Here is a 16,571-nt window from a genome sequence, read left to right as displayed (position 1 = left end):
GGGCGGTTTGAATGACGGCGGTGCATCTGGTTGGTTTGTTGTTGTGACACAAGCCACCATCCAAGGAGCACCACCATCATGGACAACCCTACCATCATCGAATTCACGGGTCGAGATACGGTCACGGACCCGCTGACCGATCTTCTTCGCAAGGGGGCGAGGGACCTGCTCCAGGCGGCGGTTGAAGCTGAGAGGGATGCCTTTCTTGCTGAGTTCGCGGCACGCCGGACATCGGATGGCCGCGCGGCGGTTGTCGGCAATGGGTATCATCCGGAGCGCGCCGTGCAGACCGGGATCGGGCCGGTCACGGTGAAAGTGCCGAAGGTTCGTGCAAAAGACGGCAAACCGGTGACACCCTCCGCGCTGGAGACGGGCAAGTTCTTGGAAGGTTGAGCGCGCCGAATAACGACTAAAGGCCGCACCAGTGCGGCCTTTTTGCTGTCTGCCACGTCACATTCCAGCAACACCAAACCGAATTTTTGCCGCGATTACGAGAATCCAGCGACGAGCCATCACCGATCAGCAATCCGAAAATTGTCTAAGTCCCAATGATCCTTAGACAGGTAGGGCAAAAAAACCAGTGTTTACAGACATTTGGGGAGGGTGGTGGCGGACCGAGGAGGATTCGAACCCCCGACCCCTTGATTCGTAGTCAAGTACTCTATCCAGCTGAGCTATCGGTCCACGAGGCGTGGGATAGACGCAGTGCCGGAGCGATGCAAGCGCAAATTCGAAGAAATCTTCTGCCCGGCTAACCCATTTCGCCCATCGGCAATCGGATCCGGAAAGCGGTGCCGGTTTCGTCGCTTTTCCTGAGCTCCAATGTCCCGCCATGGCCGCGCACGAGTTCTTCCGAGATGGCAAGCCCAAGCCCCGATCCGCCCTTGCGCGCGCCACCCTGGAAAGCGCGGAACAGGTATTCCTTGGCCTTCGGTGGCAAGCCCGGTCCGGTGTCGGTCACGTCGATGCACCACGCGTCGTCACAAACATTGGCGGCCACATTGATCTCGCCCGGCTGGCCGGTGCCGATGATGGCCTGTCGGGCATTGCGCACCAGGTTGGACAGCACGCGAAACATCTGTTCGGGATCGGCCCGCAGCATGAGGTTGCCCGGCACGTCCTCGCTCAGGCTCAGGTCGAACTCGCCGATGGCCAGCCGTTCACTGTCAAGCACGTCCGAGACCAGTTCGGCCAGGTTGAACAGGGTCAGTGTCGGGGCCGGCTCCTCGGCGCGTCCGAACGCCAGCGTGCTTTCGCAAAGCGACACCGCCCGCGTGATCGAATTCACCAGCTTGGGCGCCATGCGCTTGACCGCCGGGTCCTCGCTCATCTCGATGCGGTCGGTGAAAAGCTGCGCCGAAGTCAGGATGTTGCGCAAGTCGTGGCTCACCCGCGCAACCGCACCGCCAAGTTGCGCCAGCCGTTCCTTCTGCTTGAGCGCCTGGGTCAGCTGTGTCTGGAGCGATTGCAGCGCCTGCTCTGCCTCGCGCAGTTCGGTGACGCTGGCCGAGGGTTCGATGATCCGGCGGGCGTCTTCCGGCGCCTTGGCATAGCTCTGCATATGGCCCACCACGCCCTTGATCGGCTTGACCAGCAATATCTGCACCGCGAGGAACAGAAGCCCGGCCGTGAAGACCGAGATGACCGCCGACAGGATCAGGATGCGCAGCCCGTAATCGATCATCGCCGCGCGCAGTTCGGAGGTCTCGAGCGTGATTTCGATCAGCAGTCCGCCGTCGCGGAACGGGTTGCCGATCACCCGGATCATCTCGCGCTCGGGCGTGATCAGACGGTTGAGCGCATCGCCGATCAGCGAGAATGCCGTCGCGTCGCGCAGGTCATAGGTCGCGTCGACTTCGCCCGGCATCGGCGAGGACAGCACCAGCTGGCGCAGTTCGTCCCGCCGCAGCACAACATTGAAGACGCCGGCGTTCAGAAGCAGCTCTTCCTCGAGCTCGGTGTCGATCATGTCATCGGCCAGAAGCGCCAGCGACGCGATCTGTGCCCGTTCCAGCCGGTTCAGCAGGAAATCCTCTCGATACCGCGCAATCGACGGCACGAAGATCAGGATCTCGGCCAGCATCACGAAGATGACGGTCAGGATCAAAAAGCGACCGGACAGGGAATTCAGCACCGCAGCGCCCTCCGATCCGTCACATCAGGGCAACCACTTCTGAACAAATCCAACCACTTTCTTCACGGTATCACTCTCGAACAGTCGTGGAGAGAAGTAAGCGCCCGCGGCGCGTTTGTTAAGCTCTCCGATGGTCGGGTACGGCGCGACCATGTTCGCGACCTGGCTCATCTTCATCCTGTTGGCGATCACCAGCGCCCAGAGATTAATCAGTTCCCCCGCCTGCTCGCCTGCAATCGACGCACCGACAGGGCGGCCCTTGACGACCATCACCTTGATCAGACCACGCGTCTTGCGCTCGGCAATGGCGCGGTCGTTGTGAGTGTAGTGAAACCGCACAATTTCGACAGCGGTCCCATGCGCCTTTTTCGCCTGCGCCTCGGTGGATCCCACCTGCGCCAGTTCCGGCTGGGTGTAGGTCGCCCATGGCAGATGCCGCGTCGAGGCCTTGGACGGCAGGCCGAACAGCATCGACCGGATGACGACCCCGGCATGGTAACCCGCCACATGGGTGAATTGCAGCCCGCCGGCCACGTCGCCGATGGCATAGACCTTCTTGTTCGTGGTGCGCAGCCTGTCGTCAACCTCGATCCCCGACCGCGTCGTCTTGATCCCGGCCTTGTCGAGGTCCAGCCTATCGGTATTGGCCCGCCTGCCGACGGCGACAAGAACATGCGTGCCCTTGAAGACCTGCCCGTCCTCGGTCTCGATTTCGATCGCCCCGGCAGCGCCGCGCACCTGCCTGGCGTTGGAGCCTTCGACGATCTCGAGCCCCTCCTCGCGCAGCGTGTCGAGCACGATCTCCGACAGTTCGGGGTCATCCTTGCCCAGCGCCTTGGCGCCTTCGATGACCGTCACTTTCGATCCCAGCCGCAGATGCGCCTGTGCCATTTCCATCCCGATGGGGCCGCCACCGATGACCAGCAGGTGTTCGGGTTGCTCGCGCAGTTCCCACAGGGTTTCGTTGGTCAGATACGGCACGCTGTCCAGACCGGGAATCGGCGGCACGAAGGGCGACGACCCGGTGGCGATCACCACCCTGCGGGCCTCGATCCGGTAGGCGCCCGCCTCGACCACCGACGGCGACACGAAGCGTCCGTATTCCCGGATCACCCGCACACCCAGGCCCTCGAACCGCTCCTGGCTGTCCAACGGTTCGATCTGCGAGATCACGTCCGCCACATGGTCCTTGGCCGCGGCATAGTCCACCTGCGGGGTGACCGACGCGATCCCGTAACGGTCCGCGTGGCGCATGGCGTGGGCCGTCTTGGCCGACGCGATCAATGCCTTTGACGGCACGCAGCCGTAATTCAGACAATCGCCGCCCATCTTGTGCGCTTCCAGCAGGACAACCGACGCCCCCATCTGCACCGCACCTGCCGCCACCGACAGCCCTCCCGACCCGGCCCCGATCACCAGCACATCCGTCTTGATCGTTTCCATGGTCACAGTCCCTTCTTGCCGCGGACGGCCTTCAGCACGATCGGCAACGCAGCCAGCAGACACAGACCCAGGATCGGCAAAAGGATATGCGGCTCGAAGATGATCCCAAGGTCAGGAGTCTCACCGCGCGCAAAGACCTCGCCCAGACCGGCCCCCACCGATGTATAGACCACACCGCCCGGAATGATGCCCAGAAAGGTCGAGACAAAGAACCGATACAGCGGCACGCCGACAAGCGCCGGGACAAGATTGGCCACGAAAAACGGCACCGCCGGCACCAGCCGGATCAGGAACAGCATCGACCACTGGTTCTCGTCGATCCCGTCCTTGATCTTGCGCACCATGCCTTCGCCGGCATCCATCCGCGCCGCCATGCGGTCCCCAAGGCCATAGCGCGCCGCGAGGAAGATCACCGTCGCGCCGATGGTCGCCGCCAGGACATTGAACAGCGCCCCGGGGAACACTCCGAACAGGAACCCGCCGGTCAGCGTCGCAATCGTCGCGCCAGGCAGCGAAAAACTGACAATCGCGACATAGGCGAGCATGAACGCCCCCGCCGTCAGCAGGTAATTGGCGTCCCGGAACGCCTCCAGCGCCTCGCGGTTGGCGGCGAGCGTCTCGAAACTCAGATAATCGCGCAGGGTAAAGGCACCGATCAGCGCCACGGCGCCAATCAGGATCAGGGGCGCGTATCGCTTCCAGGTCGGGGTGTCTTGGGTGTCTGTCATGTCTGTCATGTCTTACAGGCCAGCAGCGGCCACCTCTTGAAGTGTTTCGGGTTGCTGGGTCAGAACATGCCCCCTGACGCGCCGCCGCAACACCCGCCTCACGGCCGGTTGATCGCCCACCCCGCTTTGCGTGAGAATTCCCCTCCGGAGGCCCGGAATTGAAACATTCGGCGCCAGAGCGCCCGGCCAATGTTGCACTCTGTGTCAGCCGCACACGCGCCTGTGTGGCATTATTTCATTCGCGTCCGCAATCCGCCCGACCAGAGTCCGCCCGACCCCCGTGAAATCACGTAAATTTCCGGCATCAGCGTTTGACAAGGCAGGAGCACCTGCCTATAGCACGGGCTTCGAATAACCCCGGCGGACGAATCCGCGCCCCCGGATCGACAAGACGGAGTAGGACGCGATGAAACGCACCTTTCAACCCTCGAACCTCGTGCGCAAGCGGCGCCACGGCTTCCGTTCGCGCATGGCCACAAAAGCCGGTCGCAAGATCCTGAACGCGCGCCGCGCCCGTGGTCGCAAGTCGCTGAGCGCATAAGCGCCCGGCGATAACGCAGGCAATCTGACATGACACCGCCGGAGGCCTCCTTGGAGACAAGGGGACACATGCCTCCGGCGGTGCTGTCTTGTCCAGCTGTCACTGTCCTGCGCCACCGCGCGGATTTCCTGCGCGCCGCCCGTGCCCTGCGGCGCGGAACGGACGGGATGTTGGTGCAGGCCCGCGACCGCGGCGACGACGATCCCACCATCCGCGTGGGCTATACCTGTTCCAAGAAGATCGGCAACGCCGTGGCCCGCAACCGCGCCAAGCGCCGTCTGCGCGCCGTCGCGGCCGAGACGCTCTTGACCGGTGCGCAACCGGGCTGGGACTATGTCCTGATCGGCCGTCCGGGCGTCACCATCGACCGCGACTTCACCGCTCTCAAGGGCGATCTGGCTTACGCCCTGCGCAAAATCCATTCCGAAAGATGACCCCTCTCGCCTGGACACTCGCCCTGCCCGTCAAGGCCTATCGCCTGATCTTCAGCCCTTGGGTCGGCTACAATTGTCGCTATCACCCCACCTGTTCTGCCTATGCGCTCGAGGCGTTGCAGAAACATGGTGGGATCCGGGGCGGATGGCTTGCCCTGCGCCGTATCGCCCGCTGTCAGCCTTGGGGTGGCTCGGGCGTGGACAACGTTCCCGACTGACACCTGCGCGCTCTTGCCCAAGGTCTCGCTCGCCAGCCCCGCTACCGGGCCGGGTCGCCCAGTAACGCCGACTGAACCGTCTGGCCCCATCCAAGGTAAAGCCTGTCTCCATCCCGTATGACAGGGCGGGCCATCACCTTGGGCTGTGCCGCGATCTGCGCGTCGACCTCGGACGCCTTCAGCCAATCGCTCAACGCGCGGTAATCATTGGTGCCGCGATCCACGAGGCGGTCGCCGAACTCCGTGATGAATTCGGCCAGTTCGGCCTCGCTCAACGGCTCCGCCCGGATATCGCGCAGGCTGACGGTCCGACCCTCCGCCTCCAGCGCCTTCTGCGCCTTGCGGCACTCCGAACAGGTGCTCAATCCATAAATTACCAAAGCGCAGCCTCCTCTTTCCGGTCACCCATCCCGACACTGTCCAGCACGCGCGCGAAGGTCGCGCACATCGGTCACGTCTTGTCGGGCGTCGCCTTGTCTTTCCTTGTGGTCTTGTTGTTCCACAGGTTGTTGCTCAGACCCAACGCGCTGGGCAGCGGTTTGGTCTTGCCCACGCTGACAGTGCCGCCCTTGTTCAGGTATTCCTGGATCAGCGCATCGTCGGTGGTTTTCTTGGGGATGTGTTTCATACCCACATGCTTACGGGCAAAGCGGCCCGCAAGTCACGCACCAAAATCCCGAAAGCCGCGGGTCATACCCCGAGACAATACCGCATGATCGCCTTCTGCGCGTGCAGCCGGTTCTCCGCCTCGTCAAAGATCACCGATTGCGGCCCGTCCATCACCTCGGATGTCACCTCTTCGCCGCGATGCGCGGGCAGGCAGTGCATGAAAAGCGCGTCCGGCCTGGCATGGCGCATCAGATCGACGTTCACCTGATAGGGCCGCAACATGTTGTGCCGCCGTTCCTTGGCCGATTGCGCGTCATGCATGCTGACCCAGGTGTCCGCCACCACGAGGTCCGCGCCCTCAACCGCCTTGAACGGATCGCGCTCGATGGCGACCGAAACGCCAGCATTGCGCGCCAGCCCGACGAACTCCATTTCGGGATCAAGCTGCACCGGGCCGGTAAAGGTGAAATCGAACCCGAACTGCCCCGCCGCATGCAGGAACGACGCGCAAACATTGTTCCCGTCGCCGCACCAGACAACCTTCTTGCCACGGATCGGCCCGCGATGTTCCTCATAGGTCATCACGTCGGCCATGATCTGGCAGGGATGCGTCCGGTCGGTCAGCCCGTTGATCACCGGCACATCGGCATATTCGGCCATCTCTTCCAGTACCGCCTCGTCGAAGGTGCGGATCATGATCAGATCGACATAACGGCTCATCACCCGTGCGGTGTCGGCAATGGTCTCGCCATGCCCGAGCTGCATGTCCGAGCCAGAAAGCACCATGGTCTGCCCACCCATCTGGCGCACACCCACGTCAAATGACACCCGCGTGCGCGTCGACGGTTTCTCGAAGATCAGCGCCACCATGCGCCCGGCCAGGGGCTGCTCGTCATCCGGCGCTCCCTTGGGGCGGCCATTGCGTGCGCCTTTCATCGCGATGCCCGAGTCGATCACCGCCCGCAGATCCTCTGCGCCGGTCTTGTGGATATCCAGAAAATGCTTCATGTCCCTGCCCTCAGCCCATCGCCTCGCGGACCGCGTCCGCTGCGAAATCAAGCCGGTTCACGGCTTCGGAAATCTCGTCTTCACTGATGTTCAATGGCGGCAGAAGGCGCACCACGTTGTCCGCTGCCGGCACCGTGATCACCCCGCATTCATAGCCCGCCTTGACCACGTCGACCGGCGCCACCCTGCACTTGATCCCCAGCATCAGGCCCAGCCCGCGCACGCCTTCAAAGATGTCCGGATGCGCCGCGATCAGCCCCTCCAACTTTTGCCGCAGGAACCCGGCGCGAGCGTTCACGGTCTCGAGGAACTCCGGCGTGCTGACGATATCCATCACCGCGCACCCCACGGCACAGGCCAGAGGATTGCCGCCATAGGTGGACCCATGCGTGCCCGCCGTCATGCCCGAGGCCGCCTCTTCGGTGGCAAGGACCGCGCCCAGCGGGAAGCCGCCGCCGATCCCCTTGGCCACCATCATGATATCGGGCGTGACGCCCGCCCATTCATGCGCAAACAACCGCCCCGTCCGGGCCACCCCGCATTGCACCTCGTCGAGGATCAGCAGGATGCCCTTCTCGTCGCACAGCGCGCGCAGCCCCTTGAGGCACTGATCCGGCAGAGGCCGAATGCCGCCCTCTCCCTGCACGGGTTCGATCAGGATCGCGCCGACGCTGTCATCGATCGCCGCATGCATCGCGTCGTGATCGCCCCAACCGAGATGCGTGAACCCGGGCAGGATCGGCCCGAATCCCTTGGTCATCTTCTCCGATCCGGCCGCCGCGATGCCGGCCGAAGACCGGCCGTGAAAGGATCCTTCGAAGGCCAGGATCGTCGTCTTCTCGGGATGGCCTTTGTCATACCAGTACTTGCGCGCCATCTTGACCGCCAATTCGCAGGACTCGGTGCCCGAATTGGTAAAGAACACCGTGTCGGCAAAGCTTGTCGCGACAAGCTTGTCGGCCAGCGCCTGCTGCTGCGGGATCTCGTAGAGGTTCGACACGTGCCACAGCTTCTGCGCCTGATCAGTCAGCGCCTGCACCAGCGCCGGATGCGCATGGCCCAGCGCGTTCACCGCGATGCCGGCCCCCATGTCCAGAAAACGTCGCCCATCCGCCTCGATCAGCCAGGTGCCTTCGCCCTTCACGAAATGAAGCGGCGCGCGGGAATATGTCGGCAGGACAGAGGGGATCATTGGAAACCTCGTTTCAAGAAGCCCAAGCCGTGCCAAGCGGCGGGGGGCAAGTCAACGGAAAGGATGATGGAGAGAGACAAAAGGTGACAGATCGCCCACAATCCGGGGCGGCAGGGCGAGATCAGAAATCTCGTCGGATATCGGTCAGCAGTGTCATGCGGATGACTTACTTTCAAATATCGCTGAAAAGCAATCCCTGATCTTCTTCTCTTTCCAAATATTGCCGGGGTCTGGGGCAGAGCCCCAGACAGATTTTTCAAAATCTGTGTCCCCGCGATGTGCAGGGCACAGCGCAAATCCTGTCAGCGGCGGAACGGATCATCGGGATACCCGACCCCCACGAGGTAGAGCCCCTGCGGCGGGGCCACCGGCCCGCAGGCCGCGCGGTCCCGCGCTTCCAGCGCGTGTCTCACATCCTCCGGTCCCCAGGCCCCGGCACCGACGCGTTCAAGCGTGCCGACAAAACTGCGCACCTGGTTGTGCAGGAAGGACCGCGCGCGCAGGTGGAACCGGAATTCGGTACCCCACTCGGTTTCGCTCCGGGTGATTTCCAACGCGTCCAGCGTCTTGACCGGTGACGCCGCCTGACACAGGGTCGACCGGAACGTCGTGAAATCGTGCAAACCGATCAGGTGCCGCGCCGCCAGCTGCATCGCCTCAAGGTCCAACGCCTGCTTGACCTGCCAGACCTGCCCTGCCTCCAGCGTCAGCGGCGCGCGGCGCGAGACCAGCCGGAACAGATACCGTCGCTCCGTCGCGGAAAACCGTGCGTGCCAGTCGCCCTCCACCTCGGCCGCATCCACCACTGCCACAGGCAAGGGCTTGAGGTGATAATTCACCGCCTCGGACAACCGGAACGGGGTCCAATCCTTGTCCAGATCGCAATGGCAGACCTGCCCGCGCGCGTGGACGCCCGCATCGGTGCGCCCGGCGGCGGCAATCCTGTGCTCTCCAGGCTCCAGCCGCGACAGCGCTGCCTCGATCGCGCCCTGCACCGACGGCTGATCCATCTGCCTTTGCCAACCGGCAAAGGGCGCGCCATCATATTCGACTTTCAGGGCATATCTGGGCATGCGCTCCGCTTAGCCTGACGATTTGCGCCAAACAATCCCCCTTGCGCTGCACTGGTATCTGCCGGCCCCCGCCTTTATCTGTGGGATCAACGCAACGAAAAGAGGCCGCCCTTGGTCATTTCCACCCTCGCCGACACCCTGACCCGCGGCATCGAGAACGTCACGGACACCGTATCGGGCGCCTTTTTCGAACCGGTGATCCGCCTTGGCGTGACCGGGCTGGCGCGATCGGGCAAGACGGTGTTCATCACGTCACTGGTGGCCAACCTGATGGATCGCGGACGCATGCCCGGCCTTCTGGCACAAGGCGAAGGGCGCATCCTGTCGGCTTATCTTCAGCCCCAGCCAGACGACACACTGCCGCGTTTCGACTACGAGTCCCATCTGGGCGACCTGACCGCGCACGATCCGCACTGGCCCGACAGCACCCGCAGCATCAGCGAATTGCGCCTGTCGCTCAAGGTGCGCCCGGCGGGGCTTTTGTCGGGCCTTCAGGGGCCACGGACCATACATCTCGACATCGTGGATTATCCCGGTGAGTGGTTGCTTGATCTTGGTTTGCTGGAAAAAACCTACAGCCAATGGTCTGAAGAAACCCTTAAGCGGATCGAAAACCGCGAGGCCGCGCAGGATTACCTTCAGATCGCCCGCGCCGAAGACGCGACCGCACAGCTCGATGAGCCCCGCGCGCAGAAACTCGCGGCCAGCTTTACCGCCTACCTGACTGCCGCGCGGCAGGCCGGGTTCTCGGATTGCACGCCGGGGCGTTTCCTTCTGCCCGGGGACCTGGCCGGCAGCCCGGTCCTGACCTTCGCCCCCCTGCCGCCAACCCCGAACCCGCCGCGCAAGTCCCTTGCCCGCGAGATGGAACGCCGGTTCGAGGCCTACAAGTCCCAAGTCGTCAAACCCTTCTTCCGCGATCATTTCGCCAAGATCGACCGGCAGGTCGTGCTGGTCGATGCGCTGGGCGCGATCCACGCAGGCCCGCAAGCGGTCGAAGACATGCGGCAGGCGATGTCGGACATCCTGAGCGCCTTTCGCCCCGGTCAGAACGCCTTTCTGTCCCAGCTTCTCTTGGGCAAGCGGGTCGAGAAGATCCTCTTTGCCGCCACCAAGGCCGATCACCTGCACCACACGCAGCACGCCCGCCTGACCGCGATCATGGAGGCGCTGACCCGCGACGCCCGCGACCGCGCCCAATTCGCCGGCGCGAAGACAAGCGCCATGTCCATCGCCAGCCTGCGCGCCACGGTCGAGGAAATGCGCCCGCATCAGGGCACCGACCTTGCCTGCGTGCGCGGCTCCCTGCTCGATTCGGGCAAACAGGCCGCGTTCTACCCCGGTGAACTGCCCCTTGATCCGACGCATCTTCTGGGGCCGGCGCGCGAGGGTGCGGAAAAATGGCTCGATCAGGACTACCAGATCATGCGCTTTGCGCCCGCGAAACTGAGCCTGAAACCGGGGATGGGACCACCGCACATCCGGCTCGACCGCGCCGCGCAATTCCTGATCGGAGACCGGTTGTGACCGTGCTGCGGCCCGCCACGGCGCTTGATGCGGGACGTGTCGGCGCGATCCTGTCGGCCTGGATCGACGAGACGCCGTGGATGCCGCGCATTCACACCCGCGCCGAGGATATCGCCCACGCGGCGATGATGGTCGACAGGGGCTGGGTGACGGTGTCGGAGACCTCGGGCATCACCGGCTTTCTCGCCCGCAACGGGGACGACATTCACGCGCTCTACATCGCGCCTGAACAGCGCGGCCAAGGCATCGGGTCCCGCCTTCTGGCCGACGCGATGCAGCAGCAGGACCAGCTGACTCTCTGGACCTTTCAGTCCAACACGGGCGCGCAGACGTTTTACGAACGCCACGGCTTCAGCCCCGTGGAACGCACCGATGGCACGGGCAATGACGAAGGCCTGCCCGACATCCGGTATCAGTGGCAAAGGACAGGACAATGACCAACGCCAAGGGCCCCGTGCTTTTCGATCTGGAAAAAGACATGCCCGCTCCAACCCCGGCAGAGGCACCACCGGTTCCGGACGCCCTCGAACCGGCGCCGCAGGGACAGGCCATGACGACCGCAGCCGCGCTCGCCGCGCGCCCGGTGTCCCGGCTCGCGCGCTGGTTCTGGTCTCTGCTGGTGCTGTTGATCACCACGGTCGCGTCGGTTGCCGCGTGGAACTTCGTGACCGACCTCGTCAGCCGGAACATAGTCCTGGGCTATGCCGTCGGGGCGCTTTTTGCCCTGTTCCTGGCCGTCGTGCTGATGATCGTGGTCAAGGAACTGTCGGCCTTCGCCCGGCTGGGACGGATCGACAGGATCCAGCACGATGCCGACGCCGCCCTTGCCAGCGAAGACCTGACCGCGGCTCGTGCCGTGGTAAAGGACCTGACCAGTCTCTACGCCGCGCGCGATGACACGAAATGGGGCCGCGACCGGCTCAAGGACCGCGAGGCGGACATGTTCGACGCCTCCGCCCTGATCGCGCTGGCCGATCACGAACTGCTCGGGCCGCTTGATGCCGCTGCCCGCCGCGAGGTCGAGGCCGCCGCGCGTCAGGTCGCCACCGTCACGGCGCTGGTGCCGCTTGCGCTGGCCGACGTCGTCGCGGCGCTTGGGTCCAACATCCGCATGATCCGCCGCATCGCGGAAATCTACGGCGGACGCTCCGGCACCCTGGGCAGCTGGCGCCTGACCCGCGCGGTGCTGTCGCATCTGGTGGCCACAGGGGCCGTCGCCGTGGGGGATGACATGCTGGAGCCGATCCTTGGCGGCAGCCTGCTTGGCAAGCTGTCGCGTCGCTTTGGCGAAGGGCTGGTCAACGGCGCACTCACCGCCCGTGTCGGGGTCGCCGCGATCGAGGTCTGTCGACCGCTGCCCTTTGCCAAGGGCACACGTCCGGCAGTCCGGTCCGTGGTCAAGACCGCGCTCAGCGGATTGATCGGAAACGCCTCCCGTTGACCGGGCGTTTGATCCAGCGCATGGCGCGGGGCAAACGCTTCGCCCCAAGGTGAGCATCATGATCACCCAACCCGGCGACCACGGACATTCGCAGTCCGAAATCGAAGCCCGGATCGACGCACCCGCCGGTCGCGGATACGTGCGCGACATCGTCTATGGCGGCATCGACGGATCGGTGACCACCTTCGCCATCGTCGCAGGCGTGGCCGGTGCCGGGCTGTCGCCCTGGGTGATCATCGCGCTTGGCATCGCGAACGTTCTGGCCGACGGCTTTTCGATGGCGGCGGGAAACTATTCCGGGACCAAGGCCGAACTCGATGACGCGAACCGCCTGCGCAAGATCGAAGAGCGCCACATCCGCACACACCCGGACGGGGAAAAACGCGAATTGCGCGAAATCCTGAGGCGCAAGGGGCTCTCGGGCGATGCTCTGGAAGGCGCCGTCGAACAGATCGCTCAGAATCGCGACCAATGGATCCAGATGATGCTGGAAGGCGAATACGGTCTGGCTTCCGTCGACCCGCATCCGCTCAATGCGGCCTGGGCCACGTTCCTGGCCTTTATCGCGGCAGGCATGGTTCCCCTGCTGCCGTTCCTCTTCGGCCTGGACAACGCATTTCTTGTCTCGACCCTCCTCACGCTTGTGACGTTCTTCGGGATCGGTGCCTACAAATCCAGGTGGTCGCTCAGCCCGTGGTGGAAATCCGGGCTTGAAACCCTGCTGATCGGCGGGACCGCCGCCGCCATTGCCTATTTCGTGGGAACGCTGTTCAATTTGTGATCCGTCTGGACGTCAGCCGCCGTCACTCCTATAACGCGGCGCATGACGCACCGCATCGCGATCATCCTTCGAATTACATGCCCGGCGCTCTGACGATACGAGCCGCCGGGACAAGGCGTATGGACAGCCGCGCCGATCCTCTCACAACTCTCTGATCCGAATCCCGAGGACGCCCCAAATGTGCGCCGAGACACCAGACTACAAAGACACGCTGAACCTGCCGAAAACCGATTTCCCGATGCGCGCGGGGCTGCCCAAGCGCGAACCCGAATGGCTTGAGAAATGGGCCAGGATCGGCATCTATGACCGGCTTCGCGAAAAGGCCGAAGGTCGCAAGCCCTTCACGCTCCACGATGGCCCTCCCTATGCCAACGGGCACCTGCATATCGGCCACGCGCTCAACAAGATCCTCAAGGACATGGTGGTCCGCTCCCAGCAGATGATGGGCCGGGACGCGCGCTATATCCCCGGATGGGATTGCCACGGCCTGCCGATCGAATGGAAGATCGAGGAAAAGTACCGCGCCAAGGGGCTCGACAAGGACAAGGTCGACGTCGTCGAGTTCCGCCAGGAATGCCGCGAATTCGCCGAAGGCTGGATCGACATCCAACGCGACGAGTTCAAGCGTCTGGGCATCACCGGCACATGGGACAAGCCTTACCTGACGATGGACTTTCGCGCCGAGCGGATCATCGCGGAGGAGTTCCAGAAATTCCTGATGACCGGCACGCTCTATCAGGGCTCCAAGCCGGTGATGTGGTCTCCGGTCGAAAAGACCGCCCTGGCCGAGGCCGAGGTCGAGTATCACGACAAGGAAAGCTTTACCGTCTGGGTGAAATTCCGCGTCGCCAGCTTTGATCTGCCCGATGTCCTTCTGTCCGACGAAGAAGCCACCGACGAAGACCGCGAAGCCGTCATGGCGACCATTGCCGAGGCGCATGAGGACCTGACCGGCGCCTATGTCGTGATCTGGACCACGACGCCCTGGACCATCCCGTCGAACAAGGCGGTCGTCTATGGCGACGATTTCGACTACGGCCTCTACGAGGTCACGGACACTCCCGAGGAAAGCTGGGTCAAGACCGGCGACCGCTACATCCTTGCCGACAAGCTGGCCGCACAGACCTTTACCCGGGCCCGTCTGGACGAAGGACAGTGGCGGCGCGTCCGCAGCGTGTCGCAGGCGCAACTGGCCGGCATGACGCTGACCCACCCGCTGCACGGCGCGGACGGTGCCAACGGCGAATGGGACCAGCCGCGCGATTTTCGGGCGGCCGATTTCGTGACCGACGAGGAAGGCACCGGTTTCGTGCATTGCGCCCCCAGCCACGGCATGGAGGAATACGAGCTTTACCGCGATCTCGGGATGCTCGAACAGGTCATCACCTACAACGTGCTCGATGACGGGTCTTTCCGCGAAGACCTGCCGTTTTTCGGCGGCACCCGCATTCTCAAGCCCAACGGCAAGGAGGGCGACGCCAACACCGCGATCATCAACAAGCTGGTCGAGGTCGGCGGGCTGATGGCGCGCGGCAAGATCAAGCACAGCTATCCGCATTCCTGGCGCTCCAAGGCGCCGGTGATCTACCGCAACACGCCGCAATGGTTCGCCGCCATCGACCGCGCCGTGGGCGACGGTCAGGACACCTATGGCAAGACCATCCGTGAACGGGCGCTGACCTCGATCGACCAGCTGGTCAAATGGACCCCGCAGACCGGCCGTAACCGGCTGTATTCGATGATCGAAGCCCGCCCGGACTGGGTGCTGTCGCGCCAGCGTGCCTGGGGTGTGCCCCTGACCTGTTTCGTCAGGAAAGGCGCGTTGCCGACGGATGACGATTACCTGTTGCGCGACGAAACGGTCAACAAACGCGTGCTGGAGGCGTTCGAGGCCGAAGGCGCGGATGCGTGGTACAAGCCCGGCGCGAAAGAGCGGTTCCTGGGCAACGATTACGACCCGAACGAGTGGGAGCAGGTTTTCGACATCCTCGACGTGTGGTTCGATTCAGGGTCCACCCATGCTTTTGTCCTGCGCGACCGCGAGGACGGGTCCGAAGACGGGCTGGCCGATCTCTATCTCGAAGGCACCGACCAGCACCGGGGCTGGTTCCATTCCTCGATGCTCCAGTCCTGCGGCACGCAGGGACGCGCACCCTATCGCGGCGTGCTGACCCACGGCTTCACGCTCGACGAGAAGGGCAACAAGATGTCCAAGTCGCTGGGCAACACCGTCGCCCCCGAGGACGTGACCAAGCAATACGGGGCCGACATCCTGCGTCTCTGGGTGGCACAGGCGGATTACACCGCCGACTTGCGCATCGGGCCGGAGATCCTCAAGGGGGTCGCCGACAGCTACCGCCGCCTGCGCAACACGATGCGGTTCCTCTTGGGCGCGTTGTCGCATTTCGAGGAATCCGACCGGGTTGAACCTGCGGATATGCCGGAACTGGAACGCTACATCCTGCACCGTGTGGGCGAACTCGACGAGGTCGTGCGCTCGGGCTATGACGCCTACGACTTTCAGGGCGTGTTCCAGCAGCTGTTCAACTTCTGCACCGTGGAACTGTCGGCGTTCTATTTCGACGTGCGCAAGGACGTGCTTTATTGCGATGGTGACACCCAGCGCCGCCGCGCTGCGCGCACCGTGATGGACATCCTGTTCCACCGCCTGACGACATGGCTGGCCCCGGTTCTGGTGTTCACGATGGAGGATGTCTGGCTCGACCGCTTCCCCGGCGAGGACAGCTCGATCCACCTTCAGGACATCCCCGAGACGCCTGCGGATTGGCGCGACGAGGCGCTTGCTGCGAAATGGATCAAGGTGCGCCGCGCCCGTCGGGCCGTCACTGCGGCGCTCGAAGTGCAGCGAACCGACAAGGTGATCGGTGCTTCGCTCGAAGCGGCTCCGGTGGTGCATATCGACGATGCCGAGATGCTGGAGGCGCTGAAATCGGTGAATTTCGACGACCTGTGCATCACGTCCGCAATCAGCCTGACCGGCGATCCGGCTCCGGCAGAGGCGTTCCGGTTGCCCGAAGTTGATGGCGTCGGTGTGGTCTTCGAAAAGGCCGAAGGCCAGAAATGCCAGCGCTGCTGGAAGATCCTGCCCGATGTCGGGACGCATAAGCATCCCGGCACCTGCGGGCGCTGCAACGAGGCGTTGGGCTGAACTTGCCTGATCATACCCCCGGCGACGACACCATCGCCGGGGTTCTGATGGCCCTTGCCGAAGCGCGGGGGCCGGGAAAGACCTTCTGCCGCTCAGAGGCCGCGCGGCGACTGTCCGATGACTGGCGCCCGTTGATGCCCGAGATACTCCGTGTCGCGGCAGACCTGGGGCTGGTCGCGACGCAGCGCGGGCGCCCGGTCGATCCCGTCTCAGCCAAGGGGCCGATCCGTCTCCGCCTGCCGACTGCGTCGTCGAAAGCCTGAGATCAGGCGG

17 protein-coding genes, 1 tRNA gene and 1 pseudogene are annotated in these 16,571 nt (G+C 63.9%); 10 read left to right on the top strand and 9 right to left on the bottom strand.

Annotation, left to right across the window (positions count from 1 at the left end; all coding sequences use genetic code 11):
- Positions 1-78: 78 nt before the first annotated feature.
- Positions 79-342: pseudogene (locus LCF60_RS20990) on the top strand (transposase); the annotation flags it as partial.
- Positions 343-607: 265 nt separating this feature from the next.
- Here LCF60_RS20990 and LCF60_RS20985 read toward each other — a convergent pair.
- The 4 genes from LCF60_RS20985 to LCF60_RS20970 all read right to left on the bottom strand — a co-directional run bounded on the left by LCF60_RS20985 (position 608) and on the right by LCF60_RS20970 (position 4,314).
- Positions 608-684 (bottom strand) — tRNA-Arg (locus tag LCF60_RS20985).
- A 67-nt stretch (positions 685-751) separates the two neighbouring features.
- Positions 752-2,134: a HAMP domain-containing sensor histidine kinase gene (locus LCF60_RS20980; protein ID WP_292294489.1), complete on the bottom strand. Its 1,383-nt coding sequence runs from the start codon at positions 2,132-2,134 to the stop codon at positions 752-754.
- Between the two features lie 24 nt (positions 2,135-2,158).
- Positions 2,159-3,577 carry an FAD-dependent oxidoreductase gene (locus tag LCF60_RS20975; protein WP_292294488.1) on the bottom strand — a complete coding sequence of 473 codons (1,419 nt, stop codon included), beginning with the start codon at positions 3,575-3,577 and terminating at the stop codon, positions 2,159-2,161.
- A 2-nt stretch (positions 3,578-3,579) separates the two neighbouring features.
- Positions 3,580-4,314: a TVP38/TMEM64 family protein gene (locus LCF60_RS20970; RefSeq protein WP_292294487.1), complete on the bottom strand. Its 735-nt coding sequence runs from the start codon at positions 4,312-4,314 to the stop codon at positions 3,580-3,582.
- Between the two features lie 397 nt (positions 4,315-4,711).
- Here LCF60_RS20970 and rpmH point away from each other — a divergent pair, with 397 nt between their 5' ends.
- The 3 genes from rpmH (at position 4,712) to yidD (ending at position 5,498) form a co-directional block, all read left to right on the top strand.
- Positions 4,712-4,846 (top strand): 50S ribosomal protein L34, encoded by a 135-nt coding sequence (rpmH, locus tag LCF60_RS20965; protein ID WP_072775959.1) that lies wholly within the window; start codon positions 4,712-4,714, stop codon positions 4,844-4,846.
- Positions 4,847-4,914: 68 nt separating this feature from the next.
- Positions 4,915-5,280, top strand: a complete 366-nt coding sequence (gene rnpA / locus LCF60_RS20960) for a ribonuclease P protein component (RefSeq protein ID WP_292294486.1) — start codon at positions 4,915-4,917, stop codon at positions 5,278-5,280.
- Complete coding sequence (gene yidD, locus LCF60_RS20955) at positions 5,277-5,498, top strand: membrane protein insertion efficiency factor YidD (RefSeq protein ID WP_292294485.1); 222 nt, start codon at positions 5,277-5,279, stop codon at positions 5,496-5,498. Before rnpA ends, yidD begins: the two co-directional genes overlap by 4 nt.
- 41 nt (positions 5,499-5,539) lie before the next feature.
- Here the strand turns inward: yidD and LCF60_RS20950 are convergent, their stop codons facing one another.
- The 5 genes from LCF60_RS20950 to truA form a co-directional block, all read right to left on the bottom strand.
- Positions 5,540-5,878 carry an ArsC/Spx/MgsR family protein gene (locus LCF60_RS20950; RefSeq protein ID WP_292294484.1) on the bottom strand — a complete coding sequence of 113 codons (339 nt, stop codon included), beginning with the start codon at positions 5,876-5,878 and terminating at the stop codon, positions 5,540-5,542.
- A 71-nt stretch (positions 5,879-5,949) separates the two neighbouring features.
- Positions 5,950-6,126 (bottom strand): hypothetical protein, encoded by a 177-nt coding sequence (locus tag LCF60_RS20945; protein WP_292294483.1) that lies wholly within the window; start codon positions 6,124-6,126, stop codon positions 5,950-5,952.
- Positions 6,127-6,188: 62 nt separating this feature from the next.
- Complete coding sequence (argF, locus tag LCF60_RS20940; protein ID WP_292294482.1) at positions 6,189-7,115, bottom strand: ornithine carbamoyltransferase; 927 nt, start codon at positions 7,113-7,115, stop codon at positions 6,189-6,191.
- 10 nt (positions 7,116-7,125) lie between these two features.
- Entirely contained in the window at positions 7,126-8,307 is a 1,182-nt protein-coding gene (locus LCF60_RS20935) for an aspartate aminotransferase family protein (protein WP_292294481.1), read from the bottom strand.
- 302 nt (positions 8,308-8,609) lie between these two features.
- A complete protein-coding gene (gene truA, locus LCF60_RS20930) occupies positions 8,610-9,380 on the bottom strand; it encodes a tRNA pseudouridine(38-40) synthase TruA (RefSeq protein ID WP_292294480.1) in 771 nt (256 codons plus the stop codon).
- 111 nt (positions 9,381-9,491) lie between these two features.
- Here truA and LCF60_RS20925 point away from each other — a divergent pair, with 111 nt between their 5' ends.
- The 6 genes from LCF60_RS20925 to LCF60_RS20900 all read left to right on the top strand — a co-directional run bounded on the left by LCF60_RS20925 (position 9,492) and on the right by LCF60_RS20900 (position 16,561).
- The gene (locus tag LCF60_RS20925) at positions 9,492-10,907 is read left to right on the top strand and encodes a YcjX family protein (RefSeq protein WP_292294479.1); all 1,416 of its coding nucleotides are present in this window, start codon (positions 9,492-9,494) and stop codon (positions 10,905-10,907) included.
- The gene (locus LCF60_RS20920) at positions 10,904-11,344 is read left to right on the top strand and encodes a GNAT family N-acetyltransferase (RefSeq protein WP_292294478.1); all 441 of its coding nucleotides are present in this window, start codon (positions 10,904-10,906) and stop codon (positions 11,342-11,344) included. The genes LCF60_RS20925 and LCF60_RS20920 overlap by 4 nt, the downstream gene beginning before the upstream one ends.
- Entirely contained in the window at positions 11,341-12,348 is a 1,008-nt protein-coding gene (locus LCF60_RS20915) for a TIGR01620 family protein (RefSeq protein ID WP_292294477.1), read from the top strand. Before LCF60_RS20920 ends, LCF60_RS20915 begins: the two co-directional genes overlap by 4 nt.
- A 58-nt stretch (positions 12,349-12,406) precedes the next feature.
- Positions 12,407-13,129, top strand: coding sequence for a VIT1/CCC1 transporter family protein (locus LCF60_RS20910; protein WP_292294476.1), 723 nt, complete (start codon positions 12,407-12,409; stop codon positions 13,127-13,129).
- Between the two features lie 178 nt (positions 13,130-13,307).
- Positions 13,308-16,298 carry an isoleucine--tRNA ligase gene (gene ileS, locus LCF60_RS20905; protein WP_292294475.1) on the top strand — a complete coding sequence of 997 codons (2,991 nt, stop codon included), beginning with the start codon at positions 13,308-13,310 and terminating at the stop codon, positions 16,296-16,298.
- A 2-nt stretch (positions 16,299-16,300) separates the two neighbouring features.
- Entirely contained in the window at positions 16,301-16,561 is a 261-nt protein-coding gene (locus tag LCF60_RS20900; RefSeq protein ID WP_292294474.1) for a DUF3253 domain-containing protein, read from the top strand.
- The last annotated feature ends 10 nt before the right edge of the window (positions 16,562-16,571 follow it).

The sequence above is a fragment of the Marivita sp. genome, assembly GCF_020055635.1.
In the GTDB taxonomy this organism is placed as follows: domain Bacteria; phylum Pseudomonadota; class Alphaproteobacteria; order Rhodobacterales; family Rhodobacteraceae; genus Marivita.
The sequence above is the reverse complement of the archived record's forward strand: the minus strand, read 5'-3'. Positions and strand labels throughout refer to the sequence as shown.